The following is a 20,645-nucleotide window of genomic DNA, read 5'->3' as shown; positions in this document are numbered from 1 at the left end:
TTATTTACTTCCGCACCAAAAACCGCACGAAATCCACGGCCGAATCAATCGTATTACGGCCCACCAAATCGAAGCTCAGCGTCACAGCCTTTTCCACGGCAGCATCGGTGCGCTCGAAATTCACGGTGTCGTCCTTGGCAAAGTAGCCGAGCACGAACAGCGCCTGCTGCCAGAAAAAGCGCGGGTAACCGTCCTGCACCAGCGGGCGGTTGGCGATTTCGCCGGTTACGCGGCCAGCACTAAGCAGGTCGCTTACGAAATATTCAAAGTCCTGCCGGAAGTCATCGAGCACGCGGGGCGACAGCGCCGGGATGCGGTGCAGCGAGCGGCGCAGGCTCATCAGGGCGTAGGAGCGGTTGCTTTTGAGGATTTCGAGCAGCGTGTAGTAGAACGCCAGCAGCTTTTCGCGGCTGCCGTAGCCTTCCCACACGGGCTCGGCGGCGGCGGTTTCGCGCGCCTGCCGGCCAAAATCGGCCCAGATTTCCCGGTCGATGGCCTCGAAGTTGGGGTAGCTCTGGTAAAATTCTGATTCGCTCAGGCCAAGCTGCTGGGTGAGCTTGAATACCGATTGCGGCGGGTGGCCTTCGTTGAGCACGAAGTCGAGATAGGCTTGTTTGATGCGGTCCTTTTCCATGGAATTACAACCGCTTCGCAGGCCCTGCGGTTCGGTGGTCAGCCCATTAAAAATCAACAGCTTTTCGGCTTTAGCTGGCCGCGATGCGCGCCGCCCGAATGGCTTCCACGGCCCGCTCGCGGCCAAACTTGTGCTCCACAATTGGCGCGGGATATTTTGAAGTCCCTACTTCGGGCACCCAGCGCTTGATATACTTCATCTCCGGGTCGACTTGCGCCTGCTGGCTCTCGGGGCTGTACACCCGGAACCACGGGGCTGATGTGGCACCGGTGCCGGCCATCCACTGCCAGTTGCCCACGTTGTTGGCCATGTCGTAGTCGAGGAGCTTATCGGCAAAATACCGCTCGCCCCAGCGCCAGTCGATGAACAGGTGCTTCACTAGAAAGCCGGCCACGGTCATCCGCACGCGGTTGGGCATATAGCCGGTTTCGTTGAGCTCGCGCATGCCGGCATCCACCAGCGGGTAGCCGGTGCGGCCCTCGCACCAAGCCCGGAATTCGTCCTCATTGTTGCGGTAGTCAATATGCCGCATCTTGGGGTCGTAGCTCTCGGTGGCGGTGTTCGGGAAATGCCAGAGCAGCATCATGAAGAAATCGCGCCAGATAATTTCGGCCAGTAGCTTTGGGTTCAGCTCCTTTGCCTGGCGCATCACCTCGCGCACGCTCAGCGTGCCAAAACGTAGGTTCAGCGACTCGCGGGTGCTGCCGTGCTCGTTGGCGGGCGTGTCGCGGGTCTTGTGGTAGTTGCGCACGATGCCCTCAGCCGGCAGCTTCACCGGCGGGAAGTATTGCTCTTTGCGCTCGAAACCCATGCTTTTCAACGTAGGGCGCGGGCCGGCTTTTTCTTTGGAAACGTGGTGCAGATTGGCCTTCTTGAATGCTGTTTTAGAAGCGTGCGGCTCCAAAAGCTCATCGGTGAGCTTCGCCGTGTAGGCTTTTAGGTAAGCCCCGAAAACCTTGGGTACGGTGCCCGATTTGGTCATTATCTCCTCTTTGGCGAAGATGACTTGGTCCTTATAAGCGTGAAATTCCACATCGTGCTTCTTCAGCATGGCGGCTACAGCGGTGTCGCGCTTGGTGGCGTAGGGCTCGTAGTCTTCGTTGGTATGCACGGCGGCCACGTCGAAGTCTTTCAGCAGCTGCTCCAGCACAGCCAGCGGCTGCCCATAGCGGGCCAGAAATGTGCCGCCGGCTGCTTCGGTTTCTTGGGCTATTTTCTCCGCTTCATCATGAATGAAGGTGAGCCGGGCATCGGCTTTCTCGGGCAGGTGGTCCAGGATTTCCTTGTCGTAAATGAACAGCGGCAGCACGGGCAGCCCGCTGGCCAGTGCCGCCGCCAAGCCCGCATTGTCATGAATGCGCAGGTCACGCCGGTGCCAGAAGATGCAGATTTTCATGCCTGTTATCTACTTCAATTTCCCCATGCCGCCATCCACGGCCATTACCTGACCAGTCACGAACGAGCTGTGGTCCGACAGTAGAAACGAGGCCGTGTAGGCCAAATCCTCGGGCTGGCCGATGCGCTGCAAGGGGTGGCGCTTGCCGCCGGCCTCCACCTTCTCGGGCGAGTTGAGCAAGGCGGCGGCCAGCGGCGTGTTGGTGAGCGAGGGCGCGATGCAGTTCACGCGCACGCCACTAGCAGCGTACTCGGCGGCCAGGGCGCGGGTGAGGCCTTCCACGGCCGCCTTGGCGGTGGCAATGCTGGCATGGAAGCTCATGCCCGTATCGGCCGCCACGGTGCTGAACAGCACGATGGAAGCCGTGCCTTCGGCTTTTTTCAGCCGCTTGATGGTGGCCTGGATGACGCGCACGGCTCCCAGCACGTTCAGGTCGAAATCGGCCTGGAAATCTTCCACGGGGATGCGTTCAAACGGGCGCAGCTTGATACTGCCGGGGCAGTATACCACGCCGTGTAGTACCTCGGGCAAGCCGTCGAAGGTCGGCCCCACGGCCTGCGTGGCATCGTAGTCAAAATGCGTGGTGTTCAGGGCCTGCAGTTCCGGCGAGCGGTGGCGCGAGGCCGTGAACAGGTTGACCCCGAGGCCGCTGAGCAGCGTGGCCGTTGCCAGGCCAATGCCCGACGAAGCGCCGATGATGAGGATGTTTTTCTGGGCAAAATCCATAGAAGAAAGCTAAGGGCAGGAATGCCTCGCTAACCCACTATTTGCCCCGAAGGTTTGGGACTGGCGCAGTTAGCGGCCCAGCGTCAGGTCGAACCGGCCGTCCCGGAGGTCGGCGTCGGGCGCGCTGCCGACCGCCGCAAAGCGCATGCTGAAGGTGCCGCTGATGTGCTGGGTAGTTGGGTCCCAGGCCGTCACGACGACCTCAGTGGCCGGCTGGGCGGCCAGGGGCTGGCGGGGGCCGTTTATCCATTCCTTGTTGGCTGCGTCGCGGGTATCAACCTGCAAAAACGTGTGGCCGGGCACTGCTACGTAGCGCCCCACGCCTCGGAAATGCAGCAATTGCCATTCTAGCCCGTGTTGCACCGCGCCGGGTCCGATATAGTTCTGGTCATCTACTGAACCGATTACTAACGTGCTGTCGGGGTATAAAAAGCCGTCGACCGGCCGCGACCGGCTGCCAAATGAGAAAACAGCAGAAATCAGCGAGCCGTAATTATGCGCTACCACGGGCAAGCTGTTGAGTTGGTACGCCACGGTATTGGTTTGGAAAACCGGTACGCTGGGCAACGCCGGCTCTACGTCATCGGCCGTGAGGGTGCAGCTGGCCAGGCCGCCCAGCGCAAGCATGAAAATCGGAAAACGAGTGGTCATGGCAGCAGTAAAAACAGGTGCGCCGGCTACTGGCCCGAGCGGTGCAATGGTGAAAGCAAGACTGAAACAGTGCCCAAAAGGCAGAAAACCGAGTGTTCCGGGTTCAGATTGGCCTGCCCAACCAGCCCAAACCGGGCATTGCCGTCGGCGTAAGCCGTCGACTGCCAGCCCACTTCCAGCGGCAGGCCGATGGCCTGGTAGTCGCGGTAGGCGTAATAATGCGTGGCATCGGAGGAGAGCAGGCCGCTTTTGCGCAGGCTATAGCGATACTCACCCAGCTGCCGCCCGCTCACGTAGGCCACGCCCGCCGCGGCGTAGAAGTAGGACCGGCCCGCCGCCAGCGGAATGCCCAGCAGCACCGCCGCTTCCGTTTGCTGGGAATTGGTGTTGACATCGTCGCCGAACAAGTGGGCTTTCGGCTCCTTATCCGGTCCCCACCATTTGCCGCGCAGCCGCCCATAGGCCAGCCAGTGCGGAGCCTTGTACCCGCTGTGCATCTCCAGCCCATTGCCCACGCCCAGCCCGATATACCACGCATTGGCCGGGGGCGGAACCGACGTAGCTGAACCAGGAGCCGCGGACTGCGCCTGCGCCGGGCCGCTCAGCAGGGCGGCCAGCAAATAGTAGTTACGTTTCATGGAGTGGAGGAAGGACTGGCGGAGGTAGCGCCAGGGCCAGCCAAATATAACGTTCAACCCCCAACCTGAAGCGGGTGTTCGCAACGGGCTTCGTTGGGGAATTGCAGGGAAATATGGTATTGCAGCAGCCTTTCCCCTACATTCGCCGTATCGCGCCTATCACCCACTGCTTCTATGAACATAACCAAACTCCTGGTCGCCAACCGTGGCGAAATTGCCATTCGCGTGATGCGCGCCGCCACCGAGCTCAACATCCCCACGGTGGCCGTGTACACCTACGAGGACCGGTACTCGCAGCACCGCTACAAGGCTGATGAAGCCTACCAAATCGGCCGCGACGACGAGCCGCTGAAGCCGTATCTCGACATCGAGGGCATCATCCGCATCGCCAAAGAAAACGGCGTCAACGCCATCCATCCCGGCTACGGCTTCCTCTCGGAAAATGCCACCCTCTCGCGCCGCTGCGCCGAGGAAGGCATCATTTTCGTCGGCCCGCGCCCCGAAGTAATGGAAGCCCTCGGCGACAAAGTGCGCGCCAAGGAAGTGGCCCAGCAGTGTCAGGTGCCCCAAATCGAGAGCAGCGAAGCCGACTTGGTCGACTTCGAAACCGCCAAAGCTGAGGCTAACCGCATCGGCTACCCCGTGATGCTGAAGGCGGCCAGCGGCGGCGGCGGGCGCGGTATGCGCATCATTCGCGATGATGAGCAGATGGAGAAGGGCTTTTTTGAGGCGCGGAACGAGGCCCTGAATGCTTTCGGCGACGACACGGTATTCCTGGAGAAATTCGTGGAGCGCCCCAAGCACATTGAGGTTCAATTAGTAGGCGACCACCACGGCAACCTCGTGCACTTATATGAGCGCGACTGCTCGGTGCAGCGCCGCTTCCAGAAAGTGGTGGAAGTAGCGCCCGCCATGAACCTGCCCGACCACCAGCGCCACCTCTTATATGAGTACGCTCTGCGCATCGGCCGGGCCGTGGGCTACGACAACGTGGGCACCGTGGAATTCCTGGTGAACCCCGAGCAGGACCGGATTTACTTCATCGAAGTGAACCCGCGTATTCAGGTTGAACACACGGTGACCGAGATGATTACGGGCGTGGATTTGATTAAAACCCAGATTTACATCGCCGCCAATTACAAGCTCAGCGACCCTGAAATAGGCCTTGGGGCCGACGTAGTGCCGCTGCGCGCCGGCTTCGCGGTGCAGTGCCGTGTGACCACTGAAAACCCCGCCAACGACTTCAAGCCCGATTACGGCACCATCGTGGCCTACCGCTCGGCCGGCGGCTTCGGCATCCGGCTCGACGAAGGCTCGGTGTACCAGGGCGCGGTGGTGTCGCCGTTTTTCGATTCGCTGCTGGTCAAAATCTCGGCCCACGCGCCCACGCTGCACGGCGCGGCCCAGAAAATGCTGCGCGCACTGGATGAATTCCGCATACGCGGGGTGAAAACCAACATTCCGTTTCTGAAGAATATCGTCGGCAACGAGGAATTCCAGACCGGCCACGCCACCGTCGATTTCATCAAGGACCACCCCGAATTATTTCAGTTCGAAACCCGACAGGACCGGGCCACGCGCCTGCTCGGCTTCATCGGCGAGACGGTAGTGAACGGCAACCCCGACGTGCGCAACCTGCTCGACCCGCGCGCCAACCCGCGCCGCCCGCACATCCCGCACTTCGAATACACCGAGCCCGCCCCCGGTACCAAGCAGAAACTGGACGAGCTCGGCCCCGAAAAATTCGCCGAATGGCTGCGCAACGAGCCGCTCATTCACTACACCGACACCACCCTGCGCGACGCCCACCAGAGCCTGCTGGCCACCCGTATGCGCACCTGGGATATGCTGAAAGTGGCCCGCGCCTACGCCCAGCAGCACCCCCAAACCTTCTCCCTCGAAGTCTGGGGCGGGGCCACCTTCGACGTGGCCCTGCGCTTCCTGCACGAAGACCCCTGGGAGCGCCTCGCCAAGCTGCGCGAAGCCATCCCGAATATCCTGTTGCAAATGCTCATTCGCGGAGCCAACGGCGTGGGCTACAAGGCTTATCCGGATAACCTGACGGAGCGGTTCGTGCAGCAGGCGGCCGAAACCGGCGTCGACGTATTCCGCATTTTCGACTCGCTGAACTGGATGAAGGGCATGGAATCCTGCATCGGTTTCGTGCGCAACAAAACCAACCGCCTGGCCGAAGCCAGCATCTGCTACACCGGGGACATCATGGACCCGAACCGCACCAAATACACCCTCGACTACTACCTCAAGCTGGCCAAGCAGCTCGAAGATGCCGGCGCACACATCCTCTGCATCAAGGATATGGCCGGCCTGCTCAAGCCCTACGCCGCCACCGAATTGATTGAGGGACTGCGCAATACGGTGAAAATACCCATCCACCTGCACACCCACGACACGTCTTCGCTACAGCCCGCTACTTACGCCAAAGCCGTGGAGGCCGGCGTCAACGTTATCGACGTGGCCATTGGCTCGCTCTCGGGCCTCACCTCGCAGCCCAACTTCAATTCGGTGGTCGAAATGTTCCGGGGTACGCCGCGCCATCGCGAGTTCAACCAGCATTCTCTCAACGAGTTCAGCAACTACTGGGAGGCTGTGCGCGAGATGTACTACCCGTTTGAGTCGGGCCTGAAAGCCGGCACTTCGGAGGTGTTTCAGCATGAGATTCCCGGCGGGCAGTATTCCAACCTGCGCCCGCAGGCGGCCTCGCTGGGCCTGCTCGATAAGTTCGAGGAAGTGAAGCAGCGTTTCGCCGACGTGAACATGATGTTTGGCGACATCGTGAAGGTGACGCCCAGCTCTAAAGTGGTGGGCGACATGGCATTATTCATGGTGAGCAACAGCCTCACGCCGCAGGATGTGATGGAAAAAGGCGAGAGCCTGAACTTCCCCGAGTCGGTGCGCGAGCTATTCCGGGGCGACATTGGCCAGCCCGAAGGCGGCTGGCCCGCCGAGCTGCAAAAGCTGATTCTGAAGAACGAAACCCCGTTCACCGACCGGCCCAACGAGCACCTCGCGCCCATCGATTTCGACAAGGAATGGCCGGCATTCCAGGAGAAATTTGCCGGCGCGAAGTTCACGGATATGCTCTCGTCGCTGCTCTACCCCAAGGTGTTTGAGGAATACTGGGCATTCCGCCAGAAGTTCGGCAACGTGAGCAAGGTGCCCACTTCCACCTTCTTCTACGGCCTAAAATCGGGCGAGGAAACCATCATTGAAATTGCCCGGGGCAAGTCGGTAATCGTGCGCCTCGAATCGGTGGGCGATATTAACGAGGAAGGCTGCCGCACCATCTTCTTCACCCTGAATGGCCAGACTCGCAACCTGCAGGTGCGCGACCAGTCGGTGGCCGTCACTAAAATCAGCAACGCCAAAGTCGATAAAGCCAACCCGCACCAGATGGGCGCGCCGCTGCAAGGCATGCTCAGCAAAGTGCTGGTGAAGCCGGGCCAGGCCGCGCCCAAAAATACCCCGCTCTTCGTCATCGAAGCCATGAAGATGGAAACCACCATCACCGCCCCGCAGGACCTGACCGTGGCCGACGTGGTGCTGCCCGAAGGCACCCGCGTTTCGGCCGATGATTTGGTGCTGACGTTGGGGTAAGGACCTGCCAGCTATATTGCGCTACACATTCACCTTCCTTTCCTCATTTACCCCCATGCGCCCCTTCCTTTTGCTATTAGCTGGCTTTGGTTGCGTTGCGGCTCCTGCCGTTGCCCAGACCGTTGTGCTGCCATCTGCCCAAACTGCCTCCACCATCGCCCGTGAAAAAGCGGTGAAAGATGCGATAGCCGAAGCGGCTCTCGTCAATAAAATGACGGCTATTAACGGTGCCAATGATGGCGACGTGCTGGGGTTTGATACCCGGGCGCGTAAGGTGCGCGGCACTCCATTTCTCTTCCCCGGCTGGGCAATGGGCGATGCCCAGCTGAGTACCTCCGCCAAGCCCATGGCCGGAGTGTTCAAGTTCGATGCCTACAACCAGCAGCTGCGAGCTTTGCGGTCACAGGGCGACTCCATTATTTTGACTCCTGAAAAGTTGCAAGGGTTCACATTGCGGCCTACCGGTTCCGATGGTAAGCCGATGGAACGACACTTTGAGCTGTTGCCGAGCAGCCTTGTGCCCGATGTGCCCGTGGCCTACGCCGAAGATTTATCCATGGGAAAAGAATTGCGGCTGCTAAAATTTCAGCGCAAAACGGTTTTCAGTGAAAAGCCCGACCCTGCTTACTCCAGCGGTGCTCCCACGGATGCCTATCAGACAGCGACGCAATACTATTTGCGCTGGGCCGATGGCACCTATGTGCCTGTGAAAGGCAACAAGGCCAGCATACTGGCCACCATAGCCCAGCGCCAAGCCACCGCCGTAACAGCCGAAGCGCAGGACAAATCCAAAGCCCGCACCGATGCGGAGGTTGGAGCTTTGGTACAGCGCATAGATGCTCGGCTGGCGGCTAAGTAGTAGGGGCGTGCTCCATTAATGGCAACAAAGCGACTGCGCTGACTACCGCAAATACACCGCTTCCAGCCGCGCTACCGGTGTGCTCGTGGCGTTGAATAGCAGCAATGTGTCGCCGCTGATTCGGTAGCTGTTCGACTGTCCCAGAGCTTTGGTAAATTCGTTCTCGATGGCAATGGCCGCGCAGGCCATGCGGGTACTCATCAGCGGGCTGAATTTCAACTCGCCGGGTTTTTCGCTGAAGAAAGTGCCCCGGAAGCGGTTGCAGCTGCCGTTTCCCTCGGCCGTGCCGTCGGCACGGAGCAGCAGGTAAGGCTCTTGGGAGTCGGCCGGCACGGCCACTAGCTGGCCGGCCAACTGGCGCGGCACCCAGCGGGTTTCGCGCAGCTGGGCATCGGGCGCCACGCGAGCGCGTGGGGACGATGCCGCAGTTTCCTGAGGTGGGCGGGTTTGGCAACCCGCAACCAGCAGGGTCAGCAGAAAAAAGGAGAGACGCATAGCAAACAAGTTAAGAAGCTGATTTTACGTAAAAAGCCTGCGTTACTACGCAGGCTTTTTGCTGAACGTTGTTTTAGCGTGGTTCGCGCTAGCCGCCCTACTTGCCCACTTTGAACGTGAGCCCGGCCCCCAGCGTGGAGGTGCCGGCGGCCAGCCCGCTCACTGCCTGCCCGGCCGTGATGTCGAGGCGCATGGCTGGAATGGGGCGGAAATACAGCCCCGCCGTGGTACCGGCGGTCATAGTCTGGCGGCCGTAGCCGTAGGCTTCCACGAAGAAACCGGCCTTCTCGCTCAGGGGGCCATTCAGGGCCAGCGTGCCCAGAAACTGGCCTTTTTCAATGTCCTTGGTGGTGAGGCCGCGTTGGCTGAAGCCGAAGTTGGCTTCCAGCCCAAACCGCTCGCCCAACTGCTCGCTCACCAGCAGGCGGCCGCCGGGACCCCAGGTGGTGCCACGCAGGCCCGCGCTGCCGGAGCCCGGCACCGCCGACTCTACCAGAATAGCGACTTGCGTGCGGGTGTCGTAGTTAGGCGAAATCATGAACTTCGCGCCCACCACCACCGGGGCCCAGCCGCTGGAATCGACGCGGCCGGCCTCCGTCACCCGCGACGGGCCGTTGTGGAAGTAGGGCTGGCTCACGCGCAGCTCCATGCTGTTGAAGAAGCCGATGCGCAGCGTGGCCGCGCTCAGGCTCTGGGCCAAGCCCACGCCGCCAAACTGGCGCTGGAAGCCCGTTTCGAGCTGCAGGCGGCCGGGGCGGAGCACCTGAGCGGTGATGGTTTGGCCGGGGCGGTCGGCGCGAATGTTTCGCACGAACGGAGCGTCCACGTTGGGGTTGTTTTCGTCCGGCGTGTTCTGGGCCAGGGTGAGGCCGGGGCTGCCCAGCAGGGCGGCGGCGGCCAGCAGAGTGGTCTTGCGCATGGCCTAAAGACCGCCGACGGTACGGAATGATTCAACTTAGGTTGCGCTTTGCAGAAATTTCATCTGATAATACCATGTGCTTGTTTAATAATGCCACCATATGGCCGGATGCCGTACTTTTGCGTACAATCCTCTATTCTATGAAAACAACCGCTACTATTGCGTTTATGGGGCTTCTGCTGCTGGCTTCCGGGCGCTTGCTCGCACAGCAGACATTCCCGATTTACACGGGTACTGTGCCCGATTCCCAGCCCAGCGCGGTGCAGGAAACCAGCGTCACGCTAGCCAACGGCGGCGTGCGGATTTCCAACGTGGTGCAGCCCAACCTCACGGCCTTTCTGCCGGCGGCGGGTACGGCCAATGGCACGGCGGTTATCATCTGCCCCGGCGGCGGCTACACCCGGCTTTCCATCGATAGCGAGGGCTACGACGTGGCCAAGCGCCTGAACGAGTTCGGCGTGACGGCCTTCGTGCTGAAATACCGCCTGCCCAACGACGAAAGCCAGGTCGACAAGTCCATTGCCCCGCTGCTCGATGCCCAGCAGGCGCTGCGCCTCGTGCGCCAGCAGGCGGCTAAATACAATGTCAACCCCGAGCGCATTGGCCTGATGGGCTTTTCGGCAGGCGGGCACCTGGCGGCGTGGGCGGGCACCCAGTTTGCCCGGCCGGTGGGCGATAATGTGGGGCCGGCTTCGGTGCGGCCCGCGTTTCTGGTGCTCATGTACCCGGTTATCAGTTTCAGCGACACGCTCAAGCACACGGGCTCGCGCGATAACCTGCTGGGCAAAACCCCGTCGGCCGCGCAAATCCGGCAGTATTCCAACGAATTGCAGGTGACGGCCCAGACGCCGCCCACCTTCCTGGTACACGCTCAGGACGATAAAACGGTGCCTGTCAATAACAGCATCGTGTTCTACCAGGCCTGCCTGCGCCACGGCGTGCCGGCCGAAATGCACCTCTACCCAAAGGGCGGCCACGGCTTCGGGCTCAACAATAAAACCACCAAAGACCTCTGGACGGACCGCCTGCGCAACTGGCTCGACGCCAACGGCTGGCTCTCAAAATAATGCGCAATATAGTTGCCGTCGGGCTGCTGGCACTGCTGGCGGGCTGCGAGCAGAAGCTCCATTCTACGAGGTCGGATGCGCGGGCTATGCCCAGCGTGGCGGTTGCGCCTGCGCCGCTGCCGGAACCGCCGCCCGCCGCCCAGCCGCCCGTGGCCAAGCCCAAGCCGCCGCCCGAAATCCCCGGCTGGGCTCCGCCCGTTGCGGCCGATACGCTGGTGATGCTCAACGGCCAGCCCTACCACCTGCTGCTGGCCGCCGAAACCGATTCGACCCACCGCCTCACGGCTTCCTACGAGGAAACGCCCGGCCGCTTCAAGCGCGTGCGCGGCTTCGAGGGCTACTATACCGTGACGCTGCGCGAGAAGTCGGGCCGGCAGATTTTCAGCCGCAAGCTGCGCAAGGGCGCGTTTTTCAAGAAGGCCGGGGCTGATATCGTGACCGAGAGCGAGGCCTACCTGCCGCAGTTTCTGGGCTATAGCCGGCCGCTGGGCGCGCTGGTTTTCACCCTCGATTTCATGGTGCCCGACAGCGATGTGGGCGGCCAGGTGGTGCTCATGCTGGACCTGGCCGGCAACGTGCTGCGCCTGAGCGAAGGCCGGGGCCCCGGCGGCGGCCCCGAGGCCGAGCCCGCGCTCTCGCCCAACGGCTCGGCCCTGCTCACGGCGTCGGAGCTGCTGCGGCCCGGCCGTCCGCCCATGCGCTTAGAGCGGCCCGATGCCGAGCTGGTGGGCGCGTCCTTCCTCAGCGACAGCACCGTGCTGGTGGTGTACGCGCCCGGCAAGGCCCATCCCATTCGCTTTGCCGATGGCATGGAGGGCTACGGCCGCACGCCCACTGTGCAGCAGCTACGCGCGCCCAATGCCTTCGTGCGCAACATCCGCACCGGGCGCGTGCTGCGCCGCTTCCACTACAACGGCTACTACGAGGAAATGGGCTACACCATTCCCAGCTACCAATTGAAGGCCACCGCCACGCAGTACCTGCTCGATGACAAGCGCGGCCTCTACCTGCTGCCGCTGGGCGGCACGGGCGTGCCCGTGGAGATGCGCTTTGCCGCCATGCCGCGCTTCACACCGCCAAAAAAGCTGGCCGAGGTGCGCTTCGAAATCAACAGTGCTGAAACCAGCTTCGCCTTCTACGTGGATACGAGCAGCGTGCAGCCGCGCATCCGCTACCAGCGGCTGGCGGAGTAGCTGTAGCGCGGACTTTTAGTCCGCGTATACACCACGCACTCGCGGACTAAAAGTCCGCGCTACAACCCGGCCAGCACCCGTTCAATCTCCGCAAACAGCGGCCGGCCCGCCACTTCCGGCTGCACGCAGCGCCGCTGCAAATCCCAGAGCGCCGCAACCGCCGCCGGGGCCTTATCGGCCTCATCGCAATGCGTCAGCAATTCTTCCAGCAGGCAGCCGAAGGCCCGCACCTCCAGCCGCTGCAAGGCCTGGGCCGTGGCCGCATCCTCGGAATTGAAGAAACTGGCGGCCCCGAAGTCGCCCAGTAGGGCATTGCCTTCACGGGTTGTCAGAATGTTGTGGGCGTATAAATCGCCGTGCATGATGCCCTCATCGTGCAAATGCCCGGCGGCGGCGGCAATGCCTGAAGCAATAGCTAAAGCGGTTTCGAGGCTGAACGAGGTGCCGGGCGCGTACACGTCGCGGGTGCAGGTGGCCAGGCTGGGCGGGCCGGCCAGGTTGCCGAAAGCCTCGTCAATCAGCTCCAGCACCAGGCCTTCGGCTCCGGCGGGGTGGCCGCTCAGCTTGCCTTCCACCGCAATCAGATTGGGGTGCGCGCCGGCCAGCAGGCAGGCCAGCATCTCGCAGTGGGGCAGGCCGTCGCTGGTCACGGCGCCTTTGAAGAGCTTTACGGCCACCTCGGTGTCCTCCACATTGGGCTGCTCGCGGCGGGCGCGGTAAATGATGCCGGAAGCGCCTTCGCCCAGCTTTTCTTCCACCGTCAGGGTGCTCCAGGCGATGGGGCCGATGAGCTGCCGCGCCTCCACGCGGGCCTCAATGGCCGCGCTGAAGGGGTTGCCGGCGTAGGCCAGCCACGAGAGGCGCGGCAGGGCCAGCAGCCACGTCGGCAGCGCGGTGAGGCGGTTGGCGGCGATGCGCAGCAGCTCCAGGTTGGTGCAGTGGGCCAGGGTTGCGGGCAATTCCCGCAGCTGGTTGCCGGCCAGCATCAGCTTTTGCAGGTGCTGGCAGCGGCCGATTTCGGCGGGCAATGCTTCCAGCTGGTTATCGGTGAGAATGAGCCAGCGCAGGGCCGGGGTGAGGGCCGCCGCTGGCAGCGTCCGTATCTGGTTGGCCTTGAAGCCCACCATTTGCAGCCGGGGGCACTGGCCCAGCACGGCGGGCACTTCGGTGAACTGATTATCGGAGCAAAACAGCACCTCCAACTTATGCAGCCGGCCCAAATCATCGGGCAAAGACGACAGCGCGTTGCCGGTCAGGTTGAGGACTTCGAGCGTATCGGCCAGGGCGAAGATTTCGCGGGGAAATTCGGTGAGGCCTTCGGCTAAATCTAAGCGCGTGAGGCCGTGGAGCTGGCCGGCACGCAGTTGGGCAAGGGTGTGCATGGGGGCAAAGGTCGGCGTAGCGCGGACTATGAACGACAAAAAAGAACGTCATGCCGAGCGCAACGAAGCATCTTGCCCGCCACCGCTAACCTAATCGAAAGGGTATACTGGTGGCGGTAAAGATGCTTCGCTGCGCTCGGCATGACGTTCTATAATAACGCCTAAAAACCTGTACTAATAGCTTTCCTTCCGGAAGCCCCAGCTCCGCAGTTCCGCCTCAAACGTCTCCGGGAAATTGGCCTTCAGCGCATACACCACGGCTTGCAGCACCTTGCGCAGCTCCAGCTTGGCGGTGTCTTTCTGGCTCACCGACTTGCTGACTTTGCCGGCCAGACCGCCGGTCTGGTCCAGTAGCTTTTTGTATTCATCGAAGCGGGTTTGCCAGAACCCTGCGCCATAATCGCGGGCGGCGAAGGGCGCGCCGGCTACGGCGGGTATCAGCATGTCGCGCAGGGCCACGAGGCGCTCGTTGCGGTCTTCGCTCAGGGCGAAGCCGCGGCTTTTGCGCGTTATCAGCCCGAAGCCGGGCAGGCGGGCATCGGTGCGGGCCTTGTCGTAGCCGCTGTCTTCGTTGATGTATTTTTTCAGAATGCGCAGGCCCTCGTCAAACTGGTCGTCGAGCTCCTGTAGGCGCTGGCTTTGCGGGGTGCGGGCGGCGGCGGCGCTGCGCTTGTCGGTGATAGCCGCGCCAAATTCGGCGGCCAGCGTGGCAAAGTCGGCCTGGCTTTTCCAGCGCAGCACAAACCAGGGTTCCTTGCCCCAGGCCTCGGCCGCGAGCCGGCCCACCTCGGCCAGCGGGCCGTCTTTTTTGGGGATGAGTAATTTGGGGTTCACCACCGCATCGGCGGTAGAAGTGGGGGTGGAGGCACCGGCCGAAACGGGCGTGGTAGATTGGTCTGCCATGAGGTAAACAGGTAAAAATGAGGGATGAAAGGCACCGCAGAGTTACGGCCCGGCTAAGGTGCGTAAAATTTTGGTAAGCCCCCATTTTCCGCGCTGGCGTCGGCGGCCAGGAGCCGGGAGCCGGCGCGGTGCTCAACGGCTTTCGGCGGGTGGTGCCCGTGGCCGTCGCGGCGCTCAACGGCCACGGGCGCGTGGTGATATGGCCCGTCGCGGCGCTCAACAGCCCTTGTCACCTCGCGCCGGGTGCTCCCGCGCTGCTCGACGGCTCCCAACTCAAGGTGACAAGGGCCGTCGAGCATTTTTCCGGGCCGGGTGGCCCGCCCGCCTATCTTCGCCCCACGCGTAGGTAGTCCCCGGCCAGCGGTTGCCACTAAAAAGGCGAACCCCCGGCTACTGGAGTAGCCGAGGGTTCAGGAAGGGGGACAGCGAAACCCTTACTCAAATCCGATAACCCCGCAGACGCGCGCCAGTAGATGAATAGGGTTTGATGCTACTAGGTCAATGCATCAATGATTTCAAACGAGGTAGAATATCTTTTTTAAACCGTCTTAAAGCAGCATCAACTTCATTTTTGCTTTTTACTGTGTAATCAGTTCGTCCATCATCAAAAACCACATTCGTTATTCCCAACTCACAGCCCCACCTCAATTTGGAGCTTGGAGAAGTATTTACACAATTCATGATTTGTATTGCGTAAAATGTAGTACTCACTTTATCAAAAAGTATAAACAGACTTCTGCCTCTGCCATCAATTTCGTAATTATTCTTCTCAAAGAATTCCTTGTTAATCACGATGCCTCCCGATTTTGCCGCTATTGACTGTTCAATTTCAGCCCATCGCCGCTGGTTTATTTCTACTAGCTTTCCAGCTATGATGTTCTTCATCGCAACATCTATGTCGTCATAGTTTTTTGAGCGAATAGTATAAGTTGCTAACGGTCTGTTTTGGGCATGACCATTAAAGCTGTATACAAGAAATAGATACAGCAAGGCGAATTTTACTTTCATTAGATTTCTTGATGTATGTGAAAAACGAAGTTAGATTAAACCTCCTCACATCTCCACCACTTCTCCCGTCCCGAAATAATAAATAACCCCGCGCACCTCCGCGTACCCCAATTGCTCGAATAGCGTGGCGTAATTCCGCAGCAGACGCTGGTGTTTCTCCTGCGGCGGGGGCAGGCGGAAATCGAGCAGCGTGACGCGACCGCCCAGGCGGTGGTGGGCTTCGAGGGAGGGTTCGAGCACCACGCGGTCGGGCTTGTAGTCGCGCAGCTTCACGCCGCCCACCAGGATTTCGCGCTCCGTTTCCACGCTCAGGTGCGGGGCGAAGTAGGGGGCCAGGCGCGGGTCGCTCACTAGTTGCTCCAGGCTCTCCACCAGCGCGGGCCGCTCCTTGGCGCTGAGGATGCCCTCGGCTACGAGTTGGCTGGCCACCCGGCCCACATCGGCGGCCGTGAGCAGGCGGCGCAGGGCAAAGTGCAGCTTGCGGTTCCACTCGCCCTGGGCCTTTTGCTCGTCAAAATCGAAGAGCGTGGTGGCGTGGCGGCGCAGCTTCAGGCGCTCCTCCCAGGGCGCGGCGGCCAGGTTCGTTAGCTCGTAGGTAGCCGCCATTGGGGCGCTGCCGGCCTTTTTCTCCGCCGCCAACGAGCCTTTCGATACTACGAAAGACACCTGTTCGTCCTGCCACTCGCCGCGCCCCAGCAGGTAGCCGTGGAGCAGGTCGGCCACGGTGCGGGCGGCCGTGGTGGGCGCGGCGGCGTCCAACTCATCGGTTTTGGTGGTTTTCTTCTCTTCCGGCCGCTTGCTGATGACGTAGAGGCGGTGGCGCGGCCGGGTGAAGGCCACGTACAGCGTGTTCAGCCCTTCGAGGAAAGTTTTCTCACGCTCCTCGTCGTACTGCCCGCCCAATACCGTCTGCTGAATGCCCTTGCTCAGGCTCACCACCGCCACGTCGGGCATCAGTTCGATGGGCTTCTGACCCGCCTCCAGATGCCCCCACAGCAGCGTGCCCCGGTGCGGCTCCAGGCTCCAATCGGCAAACGGCACAATCACCACCCCATACGCCAAGCCCTTGGCCTTGTGCACCGTGGTGATGGTAATAGCCGCCCGCCCGCCCGGCGCGTTGATGCTGATGCGCCCCTTGCGCTCCTCCCAGTGCGTGAGGAAATTGCCCAGGTTGTTGCCAAATTTCAAGCTGTATTCCAGCGTCAAATCGAGGAAGCGGAACAGGTACTCGCTTTCCCCGTTGCGCCCCAGCAGCCCGAACAGATTCAGCAGCCGCTCGGCCAGCTCGTAGAGGCCCAGGTTGCCGGTTTCGGCCTCGTTCACGTCGTAGCCCAGGTCGCGCAGCTCCTCAAAAAACGACGTGCCGCCCGCCGCATTCGCCACTACCGCAATGTGCCGCGCCCGCGCCGGCGTGGGGGCCAGCCCGCGCACCACCTTGTCCACGAGCAGCAGGGCCTCGGCCCGCGCCAGCGTATCGGCCGGCTGGTGCAGCACCCGCAGAATGCTCACCAGCAAGTTCACCACCTCCGCAAATTCCAGCGCCAATGAGTCGGCCGAAATAATGGCGTAGCCCCGCTCTTTCAGGAACTTGGCAATGATTTTACTGGCCCCCCGCGTGCGGCACAGCACCGAAATATCCTGCAACTCGTAGCCGTCGCGAAGGGCCTGTTCCACCAGCTGTAGGGTGAGGTAGCAGGTGCTTTCATCGTAGCCCAGCAGCGCCTCCGCCGCGTGGCCGGGGAGGGGCTCGGCGGTGTAAGCGCCGGCGGCCGGGTCGAAAATCAGCGCCGGCGCATCCTTTTGGGTGAATAGCAACTCCACATGCCCCTGCTGGTCCGCTCGCTGCGATTCCGGCACCTGCTGCCCAAAATGCGCGTCATAAATCCCCGTCACCAGCCCCAGCACCTCGTGCCGCCCACTCACCGCCTCAAAAAACGAGTTATTAAAATCAATAATCTCCCGCGCCGACCGGTAATTCACCTGCAACGCCCGCGGCTCTAGCTTCCCCCGAAATGACTCATAGCGCCCCCGTAGCAGCTCGCGCATCTCCGGCTCGCGGGCCCGCGCCGCCAGCGCCTCCGTGTTGCCCTGGTGCAGCCTGAGAATCTGCTCCATCTCGCCCCCCCGCCAACGGTAAATGGCCTGCTTGGCATCGCCCACCGCCAAGCTGGAGTGCCCATTCGCCAGCGTATTTTCCACCAGCGGCAGCAAGTTATTCCACTGCAAAACGGACGTATCCTGAAACTCGTCAATCAAAATATGCTCGTATTTCTCGCCCAGCCGCTCATACAAAAACGGCACCGGCTCGGTGAGCACAATGCTGGCAATACGCCGGTTAAATTCCGAAATCAACACCACGTTTCTCTCGCGGCTAATTTGCTCCACTATTTTATTTAATTCACTTAATAAGGAAGCGTGAAATAAATACGGTTGCATCGCCGCCAGCAATACATAATTCGGCAAATACTCGGCGCGTAATTTATCCAGCGTCTCCACCAATTGGCCGAGCGGTTCCTTCACCGCATCCACCCGTTCCCGGTCGGCCACCGTCTTGATTTTGCCACTGTACCATTTGTCATCGGCCAGCGTAGCGCGCACGTAGCTATTCGGCCCGGCATCGGGCGCCAGCAAATCCACGCCCTTCTGTACGTAGCCAAAAATGCCGCGTTTGCCCTGGAAAAAGTCACCTTCCGTGGCCCCTGCGGCTTCCATCACCGCCAGGGCCACCTCCCGCGTCTGCGCAAAGGCAGTCTCAATTTCCCCCCGCCGCGCCCGAATCTCCTTGTCCAGCCGCCGAAAATCGGCCAGACTCAATCTGTCCAACTGCGCCACCGCCTCCTGCACCGTCTCATTAAACAGCACCCGGCCAAACCCGGCCAGCTCCTCCGGCAGGCGGCTCCAGCTTTTGCCTTCCTCGGCCTGCCCCAGCGCATATTCCGCCAGCGTCTGCGACAGCAGCTTGCTGTTCGGGTCGCGGTTCACCTTGTCCAGCAGCGCGGCCACTGCGCTTTGCAGCACTGCATCCGTGTCCAGCTCCACCTCAAATGTGGCCGGCAAACCCAATTCCCGGGTAAACGCCGTCACAATCCGCTGCACAAACGAGTCAATCGTGCTCACCCCAAAATCGGCGTAGTGGTACAGCACCAGCCGAAACGTTTCCGCCGCCCGCCGCCGCACTTCCGCCGCCGGCAGTTGCAGCTCGGCCGCAATATCGGCCAGCAGCGCATCCGTTTTGCCCGCCGTGGGGTAGGCAAAATTCCGCAGCGCATCCACAATGCGGTGCTTCATTTCCCCCGCCGCATCGTTGGTAAACGTAATGGCCAGCACGCGCTTGAAATACGCCGGGTCATCGCCCCCCAGCGCCAGCAGCAGGTATTCTTTCGTTAATTGGTACGTCTTCCCCGAGCCGGCCGAAGAGGAGTAGATGCGGAAGGAGGGAGGCATAATCTTGTTACGAATCTTGAAATGACAATTCCAGAAATTAAATTAATTCCCTCGCCAGATACAGAAGAAGCAAAAGCTGCTGCTGTTCACAAGTGGAATAAAGTAGCGGGTACAAGACATAAATTGGGTGGAGAACCTATTGGTGAAAATGTGGAAACTCCATCATGCACAATGTGCAAACAACCAATGACCTGCTATGCAACTATTGATTCTATTGGCGATGACTACGACTTGGGTGATTGTTGGGTAATCAATGTTTTTGTCTGTATGAAATGCGGTACAACAAGCAGTCAGATAGACCCTGCTTATGTCTAAGATGGGTTGTCACTTGGGCAGCAGCCAACTCACCATCTCCGCCGTCACGCGCACCGGCCGGCCGCTCTTGGGGTCGAGCAGCACCCAGGTCGTTTCCGCCTCGCACAGCAGCACGCCATCGGCGGCGCGGGTGAGGCGGGTGTAGCGCAGCGACGTGGCCCCGCTGGTTTCGCCCACCCAGGTGCTGGCCCGCAGCGTCTCGCCCGCGAAGGCCGATTGCAGGTAGCGAATCCGGTGCTCGCGCACCACCCAGATAATCTGGTCGCGCAGTTCAGCCGGGCAGATGCCCAGCCAGTGCGCGCCCGCCACGTCCTGCACCCAGCGCACGTATTCCACGTTATTGGCGTGGCCTAGCGCATCAATGGCACTTTCCGGAACTTTAAAATCGTGCGAAAAAGCGTGGGCTGGCGCGTCGGGCATACAGTATAGGTAGGAGGGGGAGCGGGCAAAGGTCGGTAGCGAATGAAAAAAATACCTATCGACTTGCTGATTTGGAAATTATGCCTATCTTTGACGCAACCTAAGAAACCAAGCCACGGTGGCCCAAAAGCTTAGGGAAACTCCACAACACAACCACCATGCCCACCGGAACGGTAAAATTCTTTAATGAGACCAAAGGCTTTGGTTTCATCAAAAACGACGAAACTGGCGATGACATTTTCGTACACATCAGCGACCTGCAAGTAAGCTCGATTCGCGAAAATGACAAAGTTCAATTCGAAGTAGCTCAGGGCAAAAAAGGCCCGAACGCTGTGAAAGTGACGCTGGTTTAGTCCTGTCCTAGCTTTGTTCTTGATAAGAAAGCCCGCCTTCCGGCGGGCTTTTTTTGTGCCCGATGGGCGATAGTCAGAACGAATAAAAGAACGAACCCAGAACGTCATGCAGAGCGGAGCGAAGCATCTTTACCGCTTCGTTGAACATTCTGATTACGCCATGTACGTCTACATTCTAACCAATATCGGCCGTACCGTTCTCTACATCGGCGTAACCAACGACCTCACTCGCCGCCTTTACGAGCACAGCACCGGCCGGGGCGATGCCAGTAAATTCACCGGCCGCTACCAAGCTGATTTGCTGGTTTACTTTGAGCAATTGCCTGATGCTGCTCAAGCCATTGCCCGCGAGAAAGTGATGAAAGGATGGTCACGTGCTAAGAAAGACGCGCTTGTTGCTGCGTTCAATCCTGAGTGGAAGCCGATTGCTTTGGAAACGTGGGATGGCTAACAACGAAGCGGTAAAGATGCTTCGCTGCGCTCTGCATGACGTTCGGGTTTCTTGTTCTTTGAAGAATATTAGCTTTTCCGAAATAAAAATCCTACCTTTGCACCCGCATTTGAGGACGGCCCAAGTCCGCGCAAGCCCGAGAGAGGCGCTAACGCATTGGCCGCGTAGTTTTTTGG

Annotated in this window: 19 protein-coding genes; 7 read left to right on the top strand and 12 right to left on the bottom strand. The window is 60.6% G+C overall.

The genetic code is table 11. From position 1 onward, the window contains the following. Window positions 1–4 precede the first annotated feature (4 nt). The 5 genes from ACYU70_RS04770 to ACYU70_RS04750 form a co-directional block, all read right to left on the bottom strand. Entirely contained in the window at window positions 5–634 is a 630-nt protein-coding gene (locus ACYU70_RS04770; protein ID WP_342296378.1) for a TetR family transcriptional regulator C-terminal domain-containing protein, read from the bottom strand. 70 nt (window positions 635–704) lie between these two features. Then, window positions 705–2,030, bottom strand: a complete 1,326-nt coding sequence (locus tag ACYU70_RS04765; RefSeq protein WP_342296377.1) for a cryptochrome/photolyase family protein — start codon at window positions 2,028–2,030, stop codon at window positions 705–707. A 9-nt stretch (window positions 2,031–2,039) separates the two neighbouring features. After that, complete coding sequence (locus ACYU70_RS04760; RefSeq protein WP_342296376.1) at window positions 2,040–2,756, bottom strand: SDR family NAD(P)-dependent oxidoreductase; 717 nt, start codon at window positions 2,754–2,756, stop codon at window positions 2,040–2,042. A 69-nt stretch (window positions 2,757–2,825) separates the two neighbouring features. Then, window positions 2,826–3,407 (bottom strand): hypothetical protein, encoded by a 582-nt coding sequence (locus ACYU70_RS04755; RefSeq protein WP_342296375.1) that lies wholly within the window; start codon window positions 3,405–3,407, stop codon window positions 2,826–2,828. A gap of 26 nt (window positions 3,408–3,433) precedes the next feature. After that, window positions 3,434–4,045 carry a hypothetical protein gene (locus ACYU70_RS04750; RefSeq protein WP_342296374.1) on the bottom strand — a complete coding sequence of 204 codons (612 nt, stop codon included), beginning with the start codon at window positions 4,043–4,045 and terminating at the stop codon, window positions 3,434–3,436. Between the two features lie 174 nt (window positions 4,046–4,219). Between ACYU70_RS04750 and ACYU70_RS04745 the strand changes: the two genes are divergently transcribed. Together ACYU70_RS04745 and ACYU70_RS04740 are read left to right on the top strand one after the other, a co-directional pair. Beyond that, window positions 4,220–7,660 (top strand): pyruvate carboxylase, encoded by a 3,441-nt coding sequence (locus ACYU70_RS04745; protein ID WP_342296373.1) that lies wholly within the window; start codon window positions 4,220–4,222, stop codon window positions 7,658–7,660. 55 nt (window positions 7,661–7,715) lie between these two features. Then, entirely contained in the window at window positions 7,716–8,519 is an 804-nt protein-coding gene (locus ACYU70_RS04740; protein ID WP_342296372.1) for a hypothetical protein, read from the top strand. 42 nt (window positions 8,520–8,561) lie between these two features. Here the strand turns inward: ACYU70_RS04740 and ACYU70_RS04735 are convergent, their stop codons facing one another. Both ACYU70_RS04735 and ACYU70_RS04730 read right to left on the bottom strand, forming a co-directional pair. Then, a complete protein-coding gene (locus tag ACYU70_RS04735; RefSeq protein ID WP_342296371.1) occupies window positions 8,562–9,014 on the bottom strand; it encodes an META domain-containing protein in 453 nt (150 codons plus the stop codon). Between the two features lie 97 nt (window positions 9,015–9,111). Continuing rightward, window positions 9,112–9,933: a transporter gene (locus tag ACYU70_RS04730; protein ID WP_342296370.1), complete on the bottom strand. Its 822-nt coding sequence runs from the start codon at window positions 9,931–9,933 to the stop codon at window positions 9,112–9,114. Window positions 9,934–10,073: 140 nt separating this feature from the next. On the opposite strand from ACYU70_RS04730, the gene ACYU70_RS04725 reads away from it, so the two are divergent. After that, window positions 10,074–11,000 carry an alpha/beta hydrolase gene (locus ACYU70_RS04725; RefSeq protein ID WP_342296369.1) on the top strand — a complete coding sequence of 309 codons (927 nt, stop codon included), beginning with the start codon at window positions 10,074–10,076 and terminating at the stop codon, window positions 10,998–11,000. Next, complete coding sequence (locus tag ACYU70_RS04720) at window positions 11,000–12,193, top strand: hypothetical protein (protein WP_342296368.1); 1,194 nt, start codon at window positions 11,000–11,002, stop codon at window positions 12,191–12,193. The genes ACYU70_RS04725 and ACYU70_RS04720 overlap by 1 nt, the downstream gene beginning before the upstream one ends. 59 nt (window positions 12,194–12,252) lie before the next feature. Here the strand turns inward: ACYU70_RS04720 and ACYU70_RS04715 are convergent, their stop codons facing one another. From ACYU70_RS04715 to ACYU70_RS04700, 4 genes are all read right to left on the bottom strand, one after another. Beyond that, entirely contained in the window at window positions 12,253–13,575 is a 1,323-nt protein-coding gene (locus ACYU70_RS04715; RefSeq protein ID WP_342296367.1) for a leucine-rich repeat-containing protein kinase family protein, read from the bottom strand. 174 nt (window positions 13,576–13,749) lie between these two features. Continuing rightward, window positions 13,750–14,478: a hypothetical protein gene (locus tag ACYU70_RS04710; RefSeq protein ID WP_342296366.1), complete on the bottom strand. Its 729-nt coding sequence runs from the start codon at window positions 14,476–14,478 to the stop codon at window positions 13,750–13,752. 498 nt (window positions 14,479–14,976) lie between these two features. Further along, window positions 14,977–15,486, bottom strand: a complete 510-nt coding sequence (locus ACYU70_RS04705; RefSeq protein ID WP_342296365.1) for a hypothetical protein — start codon at window positions 15,484–15,486, stop codon at window positions 14,977–14,979. 45 nt (window positions 15,487–15,531) lie between these two features. Further along, window positions 15,532–18,930: a UvrD-helicase domain-containing protein gene (locus tag ACYU70_RS04700; protein ID WP_342296364.1), complete on the bottom strand. Its 3,399-nt coding sequence runs from the start codon at window positions 18,928–18,930 to the stop codon at window positions 15,532–15,534. Window positions 18,931–18,951: 21 nt separating this feature from the next. On the opposite strand from ACYU70_RS04700, the gene ACYU70_RS04695 reads away from it, so the two are divergent. Next, on the top strand, window positions 18,952–19,245 hold the full coding sequence (locus ACYU70_RS04695) for a hypothetical protein (protein WP_342296363.1): 294 nt from the start codon (window positions 18,952–18,954) through the stop codon (window positions 19,243–19,245). A gap of 9 nt (window positions 19,246–19,254) precedes the next feature. Here ACYU70_RS04695 and ACYU70_RS04690 read toward each other — a convergent pair whose 3' ends face one another. Next, on the bottom strand, window positions 19,255–19,665 hold the full coding sequence (locus ACYU70_RS04690; protein WP_342296362.1) for an acyl-CoA thioesterase: 411 nt from the start codon (window positions 19,663–19,665) through the stop codon (window positions 19,255–19,257). 158 nt (window positions 19,666–19,823) lie between these two features. On the opposite strand from ACYU70_RS04690, the gene ACYU70_RS04685 reads away from it, so the two are divergent. Both ACYU70_RS04685 and ACYU70_RS04680 read left to right on the top strand, forming a co-directional pair. Next, window positions 19,824–20,018 (top strand): cold-shock protein, encoded by a 195-nt coding sequence (locus ACYU70_RS04685; protein ID WP_168673032.1) that lies wholly within the window; start codon window positions 19,824–19,826, stop codon window positions 20,016–20,018. Window positions 20,019–20,178: 160 nt separating this feature from the next. Further along, the gene (locus tag ACYU70_RS04680; RefSeq protein WP_342296361.1) at window positions 20,179–20,469 is read left to right on the top strand and encodes a GIY-YIG nuclease family protein; all 291 of its coding nucleotides are present in this window, start codon (window positions 20,179–20,181) and stop codon (window positions 20,467–20,469) included. The last annotated feature ends 176 nt before the right edge of the window (window positions 20,470–20,645 follow it).

The sequence above is a fragment of the Hymenobacter segetis genome (assembly GCF_054776495.1).
The sequence above is the reverse complement of the archived record's forward strand: the minus strand, read 5'-3'. Positions and strand labels throughout refer to the sequence as shown.